This window comes from Spirosoma migulaei (assembly GCF_054776855.1).
In genome coordinates, this window is sequence record NZ_BAAHBG010000022.1 from 522,328 (window position 1) to 541,707 (window position 19,380).

Genomic DNA, 19,380 nt, shown 5'->3' on the forward strand with positions numbered 1-19,380 from the left:
AAAGTTTAAAAATAAAATGGCTATAACTTTAGCGCAAGTACAGCATGCCAGTAGATATTTAAGCCAAGTCCTTAAACCTGTAAGGGTTGGAGTAATTGGTGGATATCATGGAGTTAATTTAGGAGATATTGCTTTAGGCACTTCTGTTACAAATATCCTAAAAAGTAAAAAAATAAGTACTGGTTTACAAACTATATATAATTTAGAAAAGTGGAAATGGCCTAAATCCCCATATGCCATCGTAGGCGGTGGAGCAGTAGGATACTCTGACTCATTGCTACAAATATCTAAAAGGTATAAAAGCTTATATAAAAATATAGGATTATTAGGAGTTGATTTTAACGAAAAAAATTACAGCGTAGAAATTATTGAGTTTTTAAAACAAACTGCTTGGCTAAGTTGTCGAAGTCAAATTCAAGCTAAGTTTTTAAAAGAAATTACTAATAGGCTGGATATTACAGTTCACCCTGATTTAGCTTTTTCGCTTATTCCTCACTATTGCCTTGAGCAACGTGAGAATGTAATTAAAGCTAAGAAAATGATGGTAAATATCGTGCCTTTATATTCAAAAATAATTGATGGCAAATTTCATCCTTTAGCACAATATAAAACAGAAAGACCAGAGTTATATCAATCGTTTAACATAATGCAAGAATGTTATAAAAGCGCACTAAGGTCTCAAGTTATAAAAGCAATTGAAAATGGATATGAAGTAGAAACAATCCCTTTTACGCCAGCAGATGAGATTGCAAGTAAGATAATCCTAGAGGGTTTAAAAGTCGAGCATGCGGCATATCATTCAAATCCAATAAAAATGATAAAAAAAATGGCAAATGCAGAACGAATTATTGCAACTAGGTATCACGCAACAATTTTTGCATTGAAATTAGGGGCTAATCTTACTCCTATTGCATATGCGTTGAAAAATGAATCATTACTCCAAGAATTAGGATTTAGTAGAAACTCTTTTTTGTCAGCTGAAGATATAGCAAAAGGGAATTTAAACTTTCCGGATCCAATTCAATGTAAATCAGACATTATAAGTAAATGGGAAAATCAAAGTGTTAGCGCAATAAATTCTTGCATAAATTCTTTAAATATACATTAATCTAAACACCAAATAAACAATTAACATTGTATTATTTAAATTAAAATGATTGCAATCAATACAATTTGTTAAATAGTATATTATAACAAATATAAGTAAGCAATAGATAAATATCGAATTTACTAATTAGTAAACAATGTTTAGTTCATATACACTACTAATCTGTTGAAAAATCTAAAATGAAAAAGAAATATTATGAAAGTTTAGACGGATTACGAGCTATAGCCGTCATGATAGTTTTATTTGCACATGCTAATATTTACATCAAAAGTGGTGGTGTTGGTGTAGATATCTTTTTTGTATTAAGCGGTTTTTTGATAACAGGCTTACTTAGCAATGAAATGCTATTACATAATAGCATTAATTTTAAAAATTTTTATGCAAAAAGATTTCTTAGGCTATCACCTTGCTTAATAATAGTCTGTCTAGCGTACTCGGCTTGGCATTTATTAAAACAAAATACTTTTCCCTTAAAAGAAATTATTATTGCCCTAACATATACGGGAAACTATGCTCGAGCTATTTATAGTATTAATTTGCACGGACTTAACCATGTATGGTCATTAGCTTGTGAAGAGCAATTCTATTTAATTTGGCCAATAGTTATACTTGTACTTGAAACTTACATAAAAAGTTTAAAACAAAAAGCAATTTTATTGTTAATGCTGTCATTTGGTATAGCTATTTACCGATTTTCACTAGTAGGGCATGTGAGTGCAGCAAGAATATATTTCGCATTAGATACACATATGGATGGCTTAATTTTAGGATCTTTTTTATCATATCATATAAAGATAATTCAAAATATGAAGAAAGTTCCATCTATTTATGGTAAGATACTTTCATATTTATTAGTCCCAAGCTCAATTTTAACTCTCCTTTTATTAATCTTATTCTTGAATTGGCCTAGCCCATTAATGGGTAAGTATGGCTTTTTTGTAGCAGCAGTAGCTTCATCAATAATTATTACTGATTTAGTAATAGGTAAATTTTCAATACTGAAAGTAGTTTTAGAGCACAAAATATTAGTTTATATTGGAAAAATTTCTTATGGTCTTTATTTATGGCATGCCATATTGTATTATATTATTGATCTTACTTTAGTTCAAAGTAAAGGTATTGTCAAAGTACCTATTAAATTGACTTTATCAATTGTTGTTGCATCAATATCTTACTATTATTTTGAAGTAAGGTTTTTAAAATTAAAAAAATATTTTGAGCCCAATTCAACTCAAAATAACTTAGTTTCAAGTTCAGCGACAACTATATAATTTTTAATTACTGAATTCTATAAGCCTAAAACTTTGAAATTTTCAGGTTGGCTTTAACTATTAATTAAAAAGAGTATGAAAACTCTTAAATGGGTATTAGCTGAATTTAAATTGTATCTATGTAACTGGCTAATAGCTAAGTTACCATCACGAAGAGTTAGATTGTTCTTTTATAAAAGAATAATGAAGTTTGAGATAGGTGAAAATTCATCTATATTCATGGGTGCCTGGATAACATGTGCAGGAAATTTAAAAATGGAAAACAATTCAATAATAAATCCAAATTGTCATATTGATCCAAGAGGAGGTATATATATCGGACGAAATGTATCTATATCTGCTGAAGTAGCTATTGTTACAGGTGATCACAATGTACACGATCCGTACTTCAAAGCTAGATTTAGAAAAGCTGTAATTGAAGATAATGTATTTATTGGGTTTAGAGCTTTAATACTTGGTGGAGTAACGATTGGCAGAGGAAGTGTAATTGCTGCTGGTAGTGTTGTTACAAAAGATGTTCCTCCTCTTACAATAATGGGAGGTGTACCAGCCAGAAAAATTGGGTCCAGAGAAGATAATTTTAAGAGAGAATTTAATTACTCTAGGCTTTTTGGATAAGTTCTTCTATAATATATCAAATGATAATAATGAAGGAAAAAGAAAAAAATAATTATATTATTATTACAATATATAACCAAACTTATTTAAAATAATTTATGAAGATAGTTTTTATTTGTGGATCACTTGAAAATGGCAAAGATGGTGTTGGGGATTATACACGTGCACTAGCAGGCGAGTTAATCAGATTAGGACATTCAATTTCTATAATAGCTTTACATGATAAATTTATTCTTAATGGAGAATTAGAAACCGTTCAGTACAGTAGTACTTATGCTATAAAAACTTTACGAATTTCAAAAAAAATAATTTGGAAAGATAAAATTGATAAGGCGTCTGCCTTTATAAGCCAATTTAAACCTGATTGGATAAGTTTGCAATATGTCCCGTTTGCCTATGATGATAAAGGCCTTCCATTTGGCTTAGCTAATCAATTAAATAAACTAAATGATGGCTATAAATGGCATATAATGTTTCATGAACTGTGGTTAGGTATGGACGTAGAAGCTTCCTTAAAATATATTTTGTGGGGAAAAATTCAACGTTACTTAATTCAATCTTTAATACTAAAATTAAAGCCCAAAATTATTCACTCTCATACTGAGTTATATATTTTACATCTTTTAAATTTTGGAGTCAATGTATCACGGCTACCATTATTTAGTAGTATACCAAATATTTCAACAAATAATTCAATCTATCAAGATTCAAGTACTAAAAACATATCCTTTGCTATTTTCGGCAATATACATCCTGGCGCATTATCGAATAGTTTTATTGAGGAATTATACAATTACCAGCAAGAAAATAACATTTCAGTGCTGATTAGATTTATAGGGCGTAATGGTGATGAAAAGAAACGATTGAAATCAGTATGCTCTACTTTAAATATACAAATTGAAGATTTAGGTGAGCAATCACTAGAAAGCATTTCTGAATATTTTATGCGTTCTTCATTTGGTATCGCGACTACACCTTATTATTTAGTTGAAAAAAGTAGCTCAGCTGCTGCTATGATAGAACATCACTTACCGGTTATTTGCGTTTCATATCCATGGCATCCTAAAGGATTTACCTCTATAAAAATTCCGAGTTTTTTCATAGAATACAAGCCTGGTAATTTGAAAAATATCATTTTAGGTGACTTTTCTACGACCCCACAAACTTCGCTTAAGAACGTAGCAATGCAGTTTACAAACGATTTATTTTCAACGGTATAGTATGGCAAGTGTTAAGTATTTATGGCATTTTCGGGCAAAATTTCCAGTAACATCCATTGCATTTTATCGAGCTTGGGGCAAACGCTTTTTTTTACTTGTTGGTTTGCTTTCAAGAAATTATCGCCGATATACCTTAATAAGAAAAGGAGCTACAATTTGCGATACGGCAGAAATAGGTGAGGTGAGTATAGATGGATCTAGAAAATTCCTGTCAGTAGGCGGTTTCTCTTTTCTTGGTAAGGCGTATATATCTCTTCACACAAATGTAAAAATAGGTAATTATGTATGTATTAATGATGGTGTCGAAATATTGACAGCATCACATGACGTTTTAGATCCTGAATGGAAACATATTAAAGGAGAAGTGATTATTGAGGACTACGCTTGGATCGGTACGGGAGCTATGATTTTACCCGGTGTCCATATTGCCAGAGGAGCTGTTATTGGAGCAAGAGCAGTTGTAAGTAAGTCAGTATCCGAAGGATGTATCGTAGTAGGTAATCCTGCTAAATTAACTAACAAAACCCGACATATAGATTTTAATTATAATCCGTGCGAGTTCTTAGCCGCAAATCGTGCTTGGCTTATAGGATAATTCATCATGAACATAATTATTTCTCATCCAACTGGCAATAGTAACGCACGGGCTGCCTGCCAAGGACTTTTAGAAGCAGATATCTTAGCCGAATTTCATACCACACTGGCTTCATTTCCGAAAAATTTTTTGGGTCGCATTAGCGATCTAAGGTATTTTCAAGAAATTAAACGCCGTCAATTCTCTCCACTCCTTGAGCCATACACACATATGCACCCATGGCGAGAAGTAGGTCGTTTGATTGCTTCAAGGGGTAAATTCAGTAGGCTTATAGAACATGAAGTTGGACCTTTTTCTATTGATGCTGTTTATCAGAGTTGTGATCGCCATGTAGCCTCTTCGCTTTACAAAAATAAAGGAATAGAAAAAAAAGCAGTATATGCTTATGAAGATGGAGCAGCCTTCTCATTTAAAGAAGCTAAACGGTTAGGCATAATTTGTTTATATGATTTACCAATTGGCTATTGGCGATCAGCAAGGAGGCTTTTGCAAATAGAATATGACCGCTGGCCAGATTGGATAGCCACTATGCCAACGTTTAAAGATTCAGATGTAAAGCTTGCTCGTAAAGATGAAGAATTGAGGTTAGCAGATCGAATTTTTGTTGCTAGTAATTTTACGGCTAAAACACTAGAAGAGTTTCCCGGCAAATTGGCGCCGATTGAAGTTATCCCGTATGGCTTCCCACCTGTATATAATGAACGGCTTTATACAACTTCTACGTATAAACGTCGTATAAAGCTTCTCTTTGTTGGTAGTCTTTCTCAAAGAAAAGGAATTGCTGACCTTCTGAAAGCAGTTGAAGCCTTTAAAGATCATATTGACTTAACAATCGTAGGTCGTAAAGCCACAGAAGATTGTGTCCCCTTAAACTTGGCTTTAAAAAAACATCATTGGATTCCAAGCTTACCTCATGAAAAAGTTCTGCAATTAATGAAAGAAAATGATGTGCTAATATTTCCATCCTTATTTGAAGGATTTGGCTTAGTAATAACAGAAGCAATGGCTCAAGGTACGCCCGTCATAACCACGGATCGTACAGCGGGTCCAGATCTAATTAAACATGAGGAAAATGGCTGGCTTATAAAAGCAAGCTCTATTGAATCAATACAATCTACCATTGATCAATTACTTACTAATCAAAATTTAATTGCGGAAACAGGACATGCAGCACTAGAAACTGCGAGATTAAGACCGTGGTCAGTCTACAGTAAAGAATTAGCAGAAACAATTAGATTAGCAATTTAAGCAACGGAATACACCAAAAATTATGTATTTACAATCCTGGTATTACTATAAATACAATATCTTTGTTGGTTTGTAGAAAAGGCTAACTTGGTAAAACAATTTGACCAAGTTTAATAAAAAATTAAGTAATTTTACATATACAGTCTATTAATCTTCCTTAGTTAGTTGCTTGCCAAGTAAAATACAAGTATGTTATCAAACATTAGTAACAGTAAAAAAGCTTCTCATACAACTCTGCTAAAGCGAGCTACTCTAGTATATATATTATTATTATTATTTGAAGGAGCATTACGAAAATGGATATTACCAGGTTTATCAGGCCCGTTACTAATTGTACGTGATCCTGTTGCAATATTTATATTAATTATTGCCTGGCGCTACAAAATATTACCTCAGAGTGTTTATATATCATTAATGTCATTGGTAGGTATTTTAAGTATTTTCATAGCTGTTATTTTAGGTCATGGCAATTTAGCTGTAGCCATTTATGGAGCTAGAATTTTACTCTTACATTTTCCATTAATTTTTATTATTGGAATAGTTCTTACTAATGATGATGTCGTCCAAATAGGAAAATTAATTTTATGGATTTCGATTCCAATGACTGTAATAATCGCATTACAGTTTTATAGTCCGCAATCTGCTTGGATAAATAGAGGCATAGGTGGTGATACGTCTGGAGGAGGGTTTGGTGCTGGAGCTCAAGGTTACTTTCGACCTCCAGGAACTTTTTCGTTTATATCAGGAGTAGTAGAGTTTTATAGTTTAGTGGCGTGTTTTGTTTGTTATTTTGCCTTAAATACGCAAAAAATCAATCGACTACTTTTAGCTGTTTCAGCATTCTGCCTAATTGTAGCTGTCCCTTTTTCAATTAGTCGAACTCTTCTTGTAAGTGTGGGAATAACTCTTTTTTTTGTTACAATTGTTATCTTAAAAACACCACGTTATATTGGGCGATTTCTTATTTCTACAGTTGTTTTATTATTTGTTTTTATTTCACTTAGCAATACGCCTTTCTTTCAAAATTCCGTAAATGTTTTTCTAGATAGATTTACCAGAGCTAATCTTACTGAAGGAGGATTGGAAGGGTCGATTGTTAATCGATTCCTTGGAGGAATGTTAGAAGCGATTACGGAATCTGACACTCCCTTTTGGGGTTACGGTATAGGGATGGGAACAAACGTTGGGAGCCAGTTATTAACAGGAGCTCGTCAGTTCTTAATAGCTGAAGCAGAATGGGGCAGGTTAATTGGAGAATTAGGTAAAGTTTTAGGCATTATAGTTATCCTGATTCGTGTCCATTTAACAGTTAGATTAGCTTACTTAGCTTACATGAAAATAGAAAGTCGAAATGTATTAGCTTGGTTATTAGTAAGTTTTGGTTTTTATATGTTAATTCAATCGCAATGGGCACGCCCCACCACTTTAGGATTCAGTACGTTAATTGGGGGATTAATTATAGCATCACTCAAAAAAAATCCTTCATCAGCTACTAATTCCTAATTAAACCAACCATGAAATCATTTAAAAAAATTTTTTTCTTAAAGTTATTTATTGTTTGCTTAGTAATTGTTATCTCCATTGAGATGGTTTCACGTTTCTATGGTTTACATCAGTACCCTTTGTTTGAGGAAAATGCTGATTTTGAGTACATTCATAAACCTAATCAAAAAACTGTAATTTATAGAAATAATTTTAAAACAAATGAATATTCAATGAGGAGCAATCCTCTTTCCAAAACTGATACATTAGTTGTATTACTAATTGGAGATTCAATTTTAAATGGCACAAATCAAGTTGCTAATGAAGATTTGGCTTCAACTCTTTTGGAAAATAAATTAAAAAAAAATTTCAATAAATATATAAGAGTTTTAAATGTATCATCTTTTTCATGGGGGCCAGACAATATATATGCTTATTTAAAAAAACATGGCTTGTTCAATGCAGACTTAATAGTTATGATTAATAATTCTGGGGATGCTTATGACAATATGACTTTTTTAAAAGTACTTGATGCTAATCCAAGTATGCCCTCTTTTAATTACAATTCTGCTACTATAAAGCTTATCGATAAATTTATTTGGCCAGCCATTAAATCTCACTTTCATGGTCCTATCCCAAGAAATACTTTATCTTTAGATAAACATTATTCAAAAACATTTGATACAGGATTTAATGATATAGACACGCTTGCTAGAAATAAACATACACCTTTGATGGTTTATTTACATGCAACAACACCAGAACTCAGAAAACATTCTTATTCAAAGGATGGGCAATTAATAATAAATTTTTTTAAAGAAAGAAACCGAAGAGTTATTTTAGAGCTAGAATATCCTTTAAATAAAACGTTTTATATCGATAGTATACATTTCAATAAGAGTGGACAAAGGTTTATGGCAGACGTATTGTATAAGCCAATTCTCGACTCATTAACAAGACAAGCCAAAACAAAAACTATTCCAAATGCAATCAGTCCAAAGCAATGATCCAGTAAGTAATACTATATTGATAAGAAAATAATTTTTATAATTAGTTGAAGTGGCAGGTAATAAGTTGAAACGGATAATATTAATCGGCAATTACGCTCCAGATCGCCAGGAAAGTATGGAGCGATTTGCACAAATGCTTAAGACAGGTTTTACTCAAGCAGGTCTTTCTGTTGAACTATGGCGCCCAGTTCCATTTTTCGGACGTATAGCTAAATCTACTAATTCAGGAATCGGGAAATGGGTAGGCTATATTGATAAATGGATCATTTTTCCAATTATACTATACTGTCGTTTAGTTATCAAGTCTTATAGGTCCTCTAATACGCATTTTCACATTTGTGATCATTCCAATTCACCCTATTTAAGCATCTTATCTAAAGAATTAACTGGAATAACTTGTCATGATGTTCTCGCCATTCGAGGTGCCCTGGGTTTCGATGATGCGTACTGCCCAACTAGTAGTACAGGTAAGATCCTCCAAAGATGGATATTCAATAACCTAATTCAAGCAAAAAAAATAGCCTCTGTATCTGAATTAACCCTTTTTCAATTACAGCACTTATCCAAAAATTATAATATAGATAGGAGTGAATGGCGAGTTATTCATAATGCGTTTAATAGCACCTTTTATCCGATGGCGCCATCTGAACGGGCTTTACTTTTAGGAAAAGTTGGGCTCAAACCAAATGAGCCATATATATTGCATGTTGGTTCAAGTTTACCCCGAAAGAATCGAAAGATGCTACTCAATATGGTACATGCAATGGGGGATCAATGGAAAGGACGAATTTGTTTTGCCGGTAAAGCTATTGATGAAACTCTTTACAATTATGTATCTACACTTGGCTTAGAGAATCGTATCGTATCTGTAGTTAAACCAGATCATACTACCTTAATAGCCCTGTACAGTGCTTGTCAAGCTTTTATTTTTCCGTCGTTTTCGGAAGGTTTTGGCTGGCCAGTAATTGAGGCTCAAGCTTGTGGAGCCCCGGTAATTGCCAGCCTTACTGATCCTATGCCGGAGGTCAGTGGTGGTGCGGCTTTGCATGCTGATCCATATGATCCTCAAACTTTTGCATCGGCTTTCATTTCATTACAAAATGAAATATTAAGAAACGATCTGGTTGAACGTGGCTTTGAGAACTGTAATCGATTTAAACTGTCTCGAATGATTAATGATTACCTGTCTTTACATGGTATTGAACAGGAATACTATGTTACCGCTTAATTAATATATGCTTCTTAAACTAATAACATTTATACTCCCCTGGCCCTTAAGACGGCGTGCTTTGCATAATTGGTTTGGGTATGATATTCATTCAAGTGCCCGAATCGGTTTAGCCTGGGTATTCCCTCATAAGCTTATTATGAAAGAAAAAGCAAAAATTGATCACTTTACAGTAGCTATACATCTAGATACGATAAATATGGAAGCCAGGTCTTCTATTGGACGTGGCAATTGGATTACTGGCTTTTCTACATTAGGAAAATCCCTTCACTTTCAACACCAAACGAATCGACGAGCAGAGCTATTAGTAGGAGAGTCAGCAGCTATTACTAAATATCATCATTTTGATTGCACCAATAGCATCAAAATTGGCCGATTTACGACTATTGCGGGCTACCATTCACAATTTTTGACGCACTCTATCAATGTTGAAGAAAATCGTCAGGATAGTAAACCAATAACAATCGGAGAATATGCCTTTGTCGGAACAAATGTAGTAGTACTGGGTGGCGCTAGTTTACCTAACTGTTGTGTACTTGGAGCGAAATCTCTCCTAAACAAAGTACATATAGACGAGTGGTTACTTTATGGGGGCGTACCTGCCAAGCCCGTTCAGGAAATTCCACGTACTGCTAAATATTTTGCACGCAAAGAAGGTTTTGTTCATTAGGTCATAACATTTCTATTCTACAGTGAAAGTTCTCCGTGTAATTGGAAGCATGAATCCAATAATTGGAGGCCCTTGTCAAGGAATCCGGCATTCCATAGGTGCCCTCAGTAAATTAGGCATTACTAACGAAGTAGTATCTCTTGATAACCCTAATGATGATTTCTTAGGATTAGACCCATTCCCCATTTATGCACTCGGCCCAGATAAACGTCCCTGGGCATATAGTGCTAAACTACTCCCCTGGCTACTTGAGAATTTGAGTCGTTTTGATGTGGTAATCATGCATGGGTTATGGTTATACCCTAGCTATGCTGTCTGGAAAGCAATTATTCAGCAAAAACAACAACCTAATACAACTTTAACACGCTTTTATATAATGCCTCATGGTATGTTAGACCCTTGGTTTCAAAAAGCTGAAGGGCGAAAATTAAAAGCGCTACGAAACTGGTTATACTGGAAAGTAATTGAAAACAAAGTAGTCAACGAATCTGATGGACTATTATTTACCTGTCAAACTGAATTACTTTTAGCTCGAAAACCTTTTCGGCCGTATCATCCAAAGCAAGAGATCAATGTAGGATACGGAATTGAAGAACCTCCAGCTTATACTAAAGAGGTTCGAAAGGCCTTTTTAGAAAAATATTCGGAAATTATTGAACAGCCTTATTTACTTTTCCTGAGCCGAATTCATTATAAAAAGGGGGTTGATTTGTTAGTAAAAGCTTATTGGGGCATTTTAAAAGAAAGAAATGAAGCAAAATTAGTAACTCCTAAGCTTATCATCGCTGGCCCTGGTTTGGAAACTCCCTATGGACAAACTATTCTCCAATTTGTTAATGAACACCCACAATTAAAGAGTATGATTCTCTTTACAGGTATGTTAACCGGAGACGCTAAGTGGGGGGCTATTTATGGGTGTGAGGCTTTTATATTACCAAGTCATCAGGAGAACTTCGGAATAGCCGTGGCTGAAGCTCTATCCTGCGGTAAACCTGTACTGATTTCTGATCAAGTAAATATATGGCGTGAAATTGAGGCCGGAGAGAGTGGCTTGATAGCGCCTATTTCATTAGATGGCACAGCGCAATTAATTCAAAAATGGTTAGCACTGACTCCTGTCGAACAGCAATTAAAAGGTAAAAATGCAAAAGTAACTTTTAAGCGACACTTCGCTATCCAACCAGCCGCAGAAAATTTAAAAAATGCCATTAGTACAAGCATTATGTAATATGTTTTAGTCTATCTTTAATTTTATACAGGCTGAAACAACATTGATAAGTAATTATTTCTGATCTACATATATATGTTATTTATTTTTAGTAAGCATCAGAGAAAGTATAGTAAAAAAGCAGGTTTTGCCAATAAAATATAACGTAAATGATATAAATTGATTTTCAAAAAAACCAGTTACTATTAGTATAATTTTAAAAGGGCGTATTCGATAAGCAACTAGATATAAATCGAAAAACATTTATATCTAGTTGCTTATATAGAAAAAAATTATGAGTATTAATCAAGACACATTTATTGGTCCATCTTTTTCTCTTAGAAACCGAATACGCCGATTTATATGGCAAATTGTTTCAGGTATCTTTTTTTATTACTCTCCAAGGCCATTTCATAACTGGCGATCTTTTCTGTTAAGGTGCTTTGGTGCCAAAATTGGACGGGGCGTGCATGTATATCCTGGAGTAAAGATATGGGCTCCCTGGAATTTGGAACTTGATGAAGAGTGTGGGATAGCCAATGGGGCGATCCTATATTCTATGGAGAAAATAAAAATCGGCAGAAGGACAGTAATCTCTCAAGGTACCCACTTATGCGGTGGTACACATGATTATACAAAGCCTGGTTTTCCACTGGTTGCAAAACCAATTATTATCGGGGACCATGTTTGGGTTGCTGCTGAAAGCTTTATACATCCAGGCGTAACTATTGGTAATGGATGTGTAATTGGGGCACGTTCCGTTGTTACTAAAGACATGCCTGGCTGGAAGGTATGTAGTGGTTATCCTTGCAAGCCTATTAAAGACAGGATTTTAGCACCGGAAATTAAAACCCCTTAAATATGCCTACTTATTGAATAGGTGTATACTAGTTACTTACCAGTTTACTTGGCATTATGTCTCTTGATTTAACCATTGCTATTCCCGTTCGTAATGAAGAACAAAATTTACCCAAATGCCTTGCCTCAATTGGCAAAGGGCTAGCACGTCATATTGTAATCATTGATTCGGGAAGCACTGATCAGACGGTTGAAATTGCAAAAGCACATGGAGTAGAAGTCATCAACTTTATCTGGAATGGTAAATTTCCCAAAAAACGGAACTGGTACCTGCGAAATTATACCCCAATTACAAAATGGGTTATGTTTCTGGATGCTGATGAATTTCTGACCGAAGAATTTAAATCAGATTTACATAAATCTTTGCAAAAAGACGATGATATTGTTGGTTATTGGTTAAGATACACCATCTATTTTTTAGGCAAACAAAATAAGGGCGGATATTTCCTTCATAAACTTGCTTTATTTCAAGTTGGAAAAGGTGAATACGAACGGATTGATGAAGATCAATGGAGTAAATTGGATATGGAAATCCATGAACACCCCGTATTGAATGGCAAAATTGGCACAATTCGCAATAAAATAGACCATCAGGATCTACGGGGAGTCTCCTACTATGTAACAAAGCACAACGAATATTCGAGTTGGGAAGCAGCTCGTTATTTAAAAATCACACAGGACACGGAAGCAAAACGGCATTGGTCCTGGATGCAGAAAGTGAAATATGGACTGATGCAAACCCCCTTGCTTGGCCCTGTTTACTTCCTTGGAAGTTTCTTATTAATGGGTGGCTTTAAGGACGGAACTCGTGGTTTTGCTTTTGCCATACTTAAAATGGCTTATTTTACGCAAACGTACCTCAAAATACGAGAGCTAAAACAGGCCCAGAAATCAAATCTCCAATAAAGTTTCATGCACAAGTACTGGTAATTGTGATTCCTTCTCATTAGCTAAAAAATTCACCTTAATTCAAAGTGTCATCGGCACTATATGCGCATTCTACTATACGATATTAACTACGCCCCTGAGCTTACAGGCGTAGGAAAGTACACCGGAGAAATGGGCGCTTGGCTGTCTCGTCAAGGTCACTCGGTAACGGTGATTACAGCTATGCCCTATTATCCTGAGTGGGAGATTCATGATGCTTACAAGGGTAAAGCTTGGTTTACCGAAACACTAGAAGGTGTCACTGTACATCGCTGTCCTTTTTACGTACCCATAAAGGCAACTACGATAAAGCGGATTATACATGAGTTATCCTTTGTGGTAAGTAGCCTTCCCTATTGGGTTAAGGTTTTGTATGAGAAAAGATACGATGTCGTTATCTGCGTATCCCCGCCTTTTCAGATTGGATTAATACCTACTTTGTACTCGTTGCTTAAAAACGTACCGCTCTGGTACCATCTTCAGGATTTACAGGTCGATATGGCCAAAGAGCTAAAGATGATTAAAAATAGCTCCTTTTTGAATCTGCTGTTTTCTATCGAAAAATTCATTCTTAAACGTTCTGCTATTGTTTCTACAATCAGTGAAGGCATGGTCCGTAGGGTATCGGACAAACATGTACTGCAATACCCTTGTGTATTGTTCCCCAACTGGGTCGACGAACAGTTAATTCGCCCTCTTCCTCGCGAGCAATCCTTACGTGCCGAAATGGGTTTGCTCCCAGAGGATAAGGTGGTGTTGTATTCAGGCAGCGTTGGCGAAAAACAAGGGTTGGAGCTCATCATTGAAGCAGCCCGATTGTTTCAGGATCAGTCAAATGTAAAGTTTCTGATTTGCGGCTCTGGCGGAGGCAAAATGCGACTAGAAAACATGGCTACTGAGTATGGCCTTAAAAACATCGATTTTCATCCTTTACAACCTTATAACAAGTTATCAGCTCTTTTAGCTACAGCTGACGTTCATTTAGTGCTCCAGAAAAAGTCAGCGTCTGACCTTGTACTACCATCTAAATTGACAAGTATTTTGGCGGCTGGCGGCTGCGCTCTCGTATCTGCTATGCCAAACACAACACTTTATGAGGTTATCGAATCAAATCAGATGGGCATTTTAATTGAACCGGAATCATTAGAGGCATTAGTTAAAGGACTTGAAAAAGCTTTACATTCGGATTTGTCTATTTATAAAAAAAATGCACGCCAATATGCTCAATCTTACTTAAGTAAGGGTGCCATTTTGAAACATTTTGAAAAAGGACTTCTAGCGCTAGTTCCCAACAAGACATCAATGGCATCATCATTAATTAATAGAAACACAATTGATATTTAAACTAAGTATTTGCAAGAGATGATAGTTTATAATTGCTGTGATAATTAATTATTTAGAACTTATTTAAAAGCTGGCATCTAACTAACCTTTACACTACCTGAGTATATAATACTATTTATATGAATCGCATTAGAAGTCTAGATGGTTTGAGAGCAATCTCAATTATAATGGTGTTATTAGTCCACGCCAAGCATACTATGCCACCCAAGTTAGCTAATAACTTATTATTTAAGTATGTAATCCATTCAGACTTAGGAGTTCACATATTTTTTGTCATATCAGGTTACCTTATTACAAAGCTCCTATTACAAGAACGAGAAAAGACAAACGATATAAATATTAAAAATTTTTATATCAGAAGATCTCTTCGCATTTTTCCTGTTTTTTATACTTATATATTTATAATCATCATACTAAAACAATTTTTCTTAGCACCTGGTGTGTTAACTTATACAACTATTGCTTTCGCTTCATTGTATTTATGGAATTATATGCATCTTTTAACAGTTCCACAACCTAATCCAAGCCTATTTTTTGGGCATTTCTGGACATTAGCAATGGAAGAACAATTTTATTTATTATGGCCGATCGCTTTTAAACGAATTCCTCGAAAAAAACTTATTACTGTTGTTCTCATAATAATTGCAATTATGCCTATTATACGAATTGCAACTTATATATATATGCCTAATTCGAGGGGGCAGATTGGTATGATGATACATACAAGTGGAGATACAATATTAACAGGTTGCCTGGGAGCCTTACTTGAAAAAAGTTTCCTAAATTCATCCTATGCTAAGTGGCTTAAGAATAACTTAGTCATGAGTTTTATAGTATTTTTCATATTTGTCATATCTCCCTACTTCGGTGATGTGTTTAAAGGTGCCTATACTTTGACTATTGGCCAAACTATATCAAATTTAAGTATAATTGTATTCGTGCTCTGGTGCATCTATGAACCTACTTGGCTTTCATCACTTCTTAATAGTAAACCATTTGTCCATATTGGCATGCTATCTTACTCATTATATATATGGCATTTGCTTTTCATTAGAGATATAAATAGTGTTTTAGCTAATCCTAATGCTGAAAGTTTCTGGTTTAATAGATTTCCACAAAATTTATTTTTTGTTTATTTAGCCGGTATAATGTCTTTTTATCTTATAGAAACACCACTAAATAAATTAAGAAATAAATTCCACAAAAACGCTAAAGAATCTGAGCTAGAAGTTTCAACCTAGGAAAATTAGCTTTACAGAGGTTCTTTTTTAAATTTTAGAAATCCCCATTTATTTGGCGTTAATTCGGCCTCAGAAGGTAAGTCAGAGATTAAAGCGGAAGACTTATTATGCCAGTAGCTTCTAGCTGTGGTTTCAAATCCATCACCTTGTAGAACTCCTAAATCACCTTTAATAACCATTCCATCACGAGGCTTCAATTTAGTAAGATTAATAGGAATTGAAAATTCTATAGTTCCATCATCATTAGAGATAATATCAACAAGCGAAGTTATGTTTTCAATATTATCAAACAAAACCGTTCTTTGTGGAGAAGAAAACGGAATTTGTTTTTTTGTGTTATTATCTATCTGTCGATAAATTAATACCTCAATTTTGTTTTTTACTAAAGCTAATAAAATTCTAATATCACCAACGTCAGGTAAAATTCGTTGAGGATTAGCTTTTGGAAGAGTTCCTAACATAATGTCAATTGCTCCTCCTGTTTTAAAAAGAGCTAGAGGAGTTTCGCCTGAGTTTTTCAGAATTTGGGGACTTACCGATTTTAGAGCAAAAAACAATCTATCTTTATATACAGCAGTCGTAGCCATTGCATAGCTTTTCTCATTGCTTACTTGAGGCTCAGTATTTTTAGGTAAATTAATTCGTACCCAGGAAACTTTATCCCAATCATCTAACTTACCATCAATTACGAGCTTTTGGGATTTAATAGGAACAATTAACGTGTCTGCATTAGCTTTAGCGCCTGCTATCTGAATACTGTCCTGATAGTTTTTCCCTCTAGCTAGCTCTTCTTTGCTAACAGAAATATTGATACCAGGAAGATATGAAACACTACTTAAGCCATCAATTCGTAGTATACTGCCTCTTGCTCCATCTACCATATACACATTTCCATTTTGGAGCTGAGTAATTGAGGGCCAAAAGTTTTCCTCTCCCAAAGTTATTTTTTTTAGATCTAACTTATTCTCCTGCTCTATATTCCAGTTTTCTCCAACCCTAATGGGTTTAAATAAAGTTGTTATAAACAGGCCGTCCATAGTAAATAAATAAATCATTCCGTGGTTCGAATTGATGGCCCAAACGTCCGTTTTGTTCTTATCATTTAACGTTACAGACCTACCTAAAAGCCTGGTGGTTCCCACTATTTCACCTGGAAAAAAGGGGATTGGTCCGTGATGCGATGCATGAAGTCCTGGCCATAAATTGGGATAACTCCATGTAGGTTTTCCATTTTTGAGGCCAGAAATCGAGTATTGATGAAATGGCTCTATCCCTTGTGTGATAACAATATCGCCTTTTTGGCCAACTAACACTTGGTCGCCCCCCGTTGAGCCTGGTGGTGCAACACCTTTTGCTAAGACTAAAAATTTATCAATAGCGTAAGTTGGTACTTCGGTTTTAGAATTAGATACGGGTTTAAACTGAACAGCGTTTCCATCAATGCGGGTTACGCAAAATGAAAGATCAGACAGAATAGTTACTCCTCCTATCGTACCAGTGCTTTCTTTAAATTCAACTTCATCAGGTTGGGGTCGGCCATCCTTATTTTTATCAGACCATACAAATAGCACCTCCGTCTTTTTGCTATTCGATTGGGCTGGTACTTTTGCTTTATAACTAGTAGAGGTAAACAAAGCCCAATCTTTTGCTCGTCCAACAGCAGCAGCAGCTTTTAAAATAACCCCATCTTGTACAAAAAGCATCCCAACTTTGCTACCGCTGGTTGGATTGCTGTTATAACAGTTAATAAAATACGTTTTCCCGTTATAATAGATCGGCGTTTCTGGATATGCGGTACGATTTGGTAGCTCTAGGGAATTCTCTTCTTCTCGCGCCAGAACATTCTCTAACGTATATTTCTTTTTACGCCAGTCTAAGCTAAACTCCATTACACCTTTATTATTTTCAGCATAGTAAAACTTAGTACTATCCCTATAATCAAGAGTACCTCCCCCACCATATTTCACGGGTCCATAAAAAGCCTTGATTAGTTCGCCCTTTACATTCCAAACACTTACCCGCTTAGGTAGAAAATCATTTTCAGCAACCCAAAGCTGGTTACGGGAGTCAATTGTTATGCCTGCCGGATTATTCATATGCATGGGATCATATTTTCCAGATTTAGGCTTTCCTTTTTTGCCTATGGATCGGATATATTTGCCCGTAGGACCCAATACTATTACTTGATGAGTATTTCCGGCGTCACTTACATACATATTTCCAGAATCATCTACTGTTATGGCAACAGGATCGTCAAGATCGTTAGAATTAACCACGGTATACTTATTGTTTTTCAATGAAGATACAATAGAAGGAAATTTTACGACTGTCTTTCCCGAAAGGACAAAAAGCGCTCCAGGTTCTGTACAGTAAATACCTTTTGGGCTTTTAATATCAATGCTTCCCAGATAGCTTCCTGTCTTAAAATCAAAATAGATTAACTTGTTACGAAAGGGTAAACTCACTACTAGAGTCCCATCAAACGATGCTAGTCCCCCTATTGCCGTAGTCTTAGTCTCTCCACTTATAAATCCACCTAAAGGATATTTAATCCCTGGAAACTTTTTAGATTGTGGATACGAGTTAATACGAAGTTCTCCATCACTTGATTTCTTTGCTGTTTCCCAGGAGGAAGCAATATAAACGTCTACGTCAGCTAACCGACCTTTACCTGGATCGTACGACATAAACGGAGCGCCAGTCCAAACACCTCCTAACCATTTCATTCCTCCTAATTTTTTACCATTTAGATCTACCCAGGCAAAGCCGTCTGGGCCTTCAGAAATATAAGATCCTAGAAAAACAAGATCTTGCCCAATAGAATTATGCTTTGCCGGAACGAACATTGCTGCTTGGGGAGGAGTATGGTTAGCTAGCCAACCACCTGTATGATCATTTGTAGTCCAGGGAGGATTACCTGAACTGTAAACAGAGAATTCGTAAGTAGTCTTGATTTCTTGATGGGATAATATCTTTAGTGTATACGTTCCCGGTGATACAGCATGAAAAGGCGTTTTATATATACCTTTATTCGCTAAGTCTAGGTCTCTTCCCAGATCATCACTGCCATCCCAGTTAATAAAATGCTTTCCGGCATCAAACCATGTATCTGAAAAAAGATTTCTTACCCTTTTCCCATCAGCATCTTCAATAACCATAGTTAAATAGCCTGAAGATTTTAGAGTAAAGGGTATTTTGATTGGTCCATTATCCTGAGCTTTAGTTACCAAGCTAAAAAGTAAACAAACGATTAACCATTTATATACTTTTTTCATAGATGTATTTAAAAAATGTACTTGTTCCATTATCTATCATTCTATAAATTATCTTCATAAAGAACTCGGTATGATGTA

General features: G+C 35.0%; 16 protein-coding genes. 15 read left to right on the forward strand and 1 reads right to left on the reverse strand.

The features are described 5' to 3' along the window. Window positions 1-16 precede the first annotated feature (16 nt). From ACYVGO_RS23445 to ACYVGO_RS23515, 15 genes are all read left to right on the forward strand, one after another. Window positions 17-1,108, forward strand: a complete 1,092-nt coding sequence (locus ACYVGO_RS23445; protein WP_460971348.1) for a polysaccharide pyruvyl transferase family protein — start codon at window positions 17-19, stop codon at window positions 1,106-1,108. Window positions 1,109-1,287: 179 nt separating this feature from the next. Further along, the gene (locus ACYVGO_RS23450) at window positions 1,288-2,379 is read left to right on the forward strand and encodes an acyltransferase family protein (RefSeq protein ID WP_460971349.1); all 1,092 of its coding nucleotides are present in this window, start codon (window positions 1,288-1,290) and stop codon (window positions 2,377-2,379) included. Window positions 2,380-2,454: 75 nt separating this feature from the next. Continuing rightward, window positions 2,455-2,997 carry an acyltransferase gene (locus ACYVGO_RS23455; RefSeq protein WP_460971350.1) on the forward strand — a complete coding sequence of 181 codons (543 nt, stop codon included), beginning with the start codon at window positions 2,455-2,457 and terminating at the stop codon, window positions 2,995-2,997. A gap of 98 nt (window positions 2,998-3,095) precedes the next feature. Further along, entirely contained in the window at window positions 3,096-4,217 is a 1,122-nt protein-coding gene (locus ACYVGO_RS23460) for an NADPH-dependent FMN reductase family protein (RefSeq protein WP_460971351.1), read from the forward strand. Window position 4,218: 1 nt separating this feature from the next. Beyond that, a complete protein-coding gene (locus tag ACYVGO_RS23465; protein ID WP_460971352.1) occupies window positions 4,219-4,812 on the forward strand; it encodes an acyltransferase in 594 nt (197 codons plus the stop codon). 6 nt (window positions 4,813-4,818) lie between these two features. After that, window positions 4,819-6,060, forward strand: a complete 1,242-nt coding sequence (locus ACYVGO_RS23470; RefSeq protein WP_460971353.1) for a glycosyltransferase family 4 protein — start codon at window positions 4,819-4,821, stop codon at window positions 6,058-6,060. Between the two features lie 189 nt (window positions 6,061-6,249). Continuing rightward, window positions 6,250-7,563, forward strand: coding sequence for a hypothetical protein (locus ACYVGO_RS23475; protein ID WP_460971354.1), 1,314 nt, complete (start codon window positions 6,250-6,252; stop codon window positions 7,561-7,563). Between the two features lie 11 nt (window positions 7,564-7,574). After that, entirely contained in the window at window positions 7,575-8,549 is a 975-nt protein-coding gene (locus ACYVGO_RS23480) for a hypothetical protein (protein ID WP_460971355.1), read from the forward strand. A 118-nt stretch (window positions 8,550-8,667) separates the two neighbouring features. Then, the gene (locus ACYVGO_RS23485) at window positions 8,668-9,780 is read left to right on the forward strand and encodes a glycosyltransferase family 4 protein (RefSeq protein ID WP_460971356.1); all 1,113 of its coding nucleotides are present in this window, start codon (window positions 8,668-8,670) and stop codon (window positions 9,778-9,780) included. 139 nt (window positions 9,781-9,919) lie between these two features. Next, window positions 9,920-10,450 (forward strand): acyltransferase, encoded by a 531-nt coding sequence (locus tag ACYVGO_RS23490; protein WP_460971357.1) that lies wholly within the window; start codon window positions 9,920-9,922, stop codon window positions 10,448-10,450. 49 nt (window positions 10,451-10,499) lie between these two features. Then, entirely contained in the window at window positions 10,500-11,678 is a 1,179-nt protein-coding gene (locus ACYVGO_RS23495) for a glycosyltransferase (protein WP_460971358.1), read from the forward strand. Window positions 11,679-11,952: 274 nt separating this feature from the next. Further along, window positions 11,953-12,516, forward strand: a complete 564-nt coding sequence (locus ACYVGO_RS23500; RefSeq protein ID WP_460971359.1) for a WcaF family extracellular polysaccharide biosynthesis acetyltransferase — start codon at window positions 11,953-11,955, stop codon at window positions 12,514-12,516. 56 nt (window positions 12,517-12,572) lie between these two features. Next, window positions 12,573-13,421, forward strand: a complete 849-nt coding sequence (locus ACYVGO_RS23505) for a glycosyltransferase family 2 protein (RefSeq protein ID WP_460971360.1) — start codon at window positions 12,573-12,575, stop codon at window positions 13,419-13,421. A gap of 84 nt (window positions 13,422-13,505) precedes the next feature. Then, the gene (locus tag ACYVGO_RS23510; protein WP_460971361.1) at window positions 13,506-14,786 is read left to right on the forward strand and encodes a WcaI family glycosyltransferase; all 1,281 of its coding nucleotides are present in this window, start codon (window positions 13,506-13,508) and stop codon (window positions 14,784-14,786) included. 119 nt (window positions 14,787-14,905) lie between these two features. Next, a complete protein-coding gene (locus ACYVGO_RS23515) occupies window positions 14,906-16,027 on the forward strand; it encodes an acyltransferase family protein (RefSeq protein WP_460971362.1) in 1,122 nt (373 codons plus the stop codon). An 11-nt stretch (window positions 16,028-16,038) separates the two neighbouring features. On the opposite strand, the gene ACYVGO_RS23520 is transcribed toward ACYVGO_RS23515, so the two are convergent. Next, the gene (locus ACYVGO_RS23520) at window positions 16,039-19,302 is read right to left on the reverse strand and encodes a hypothetical protein (RefSeq protein ID WP_460971363.1); all 3,264 of its coding nucleotides are present in this window, start codon (window positions 19,300-19,302) and stop codon (window positions 16,039-16,041) included. Between the last annotated feature and the right edge of the window lie 78 nt (window positions 19,303-19,380).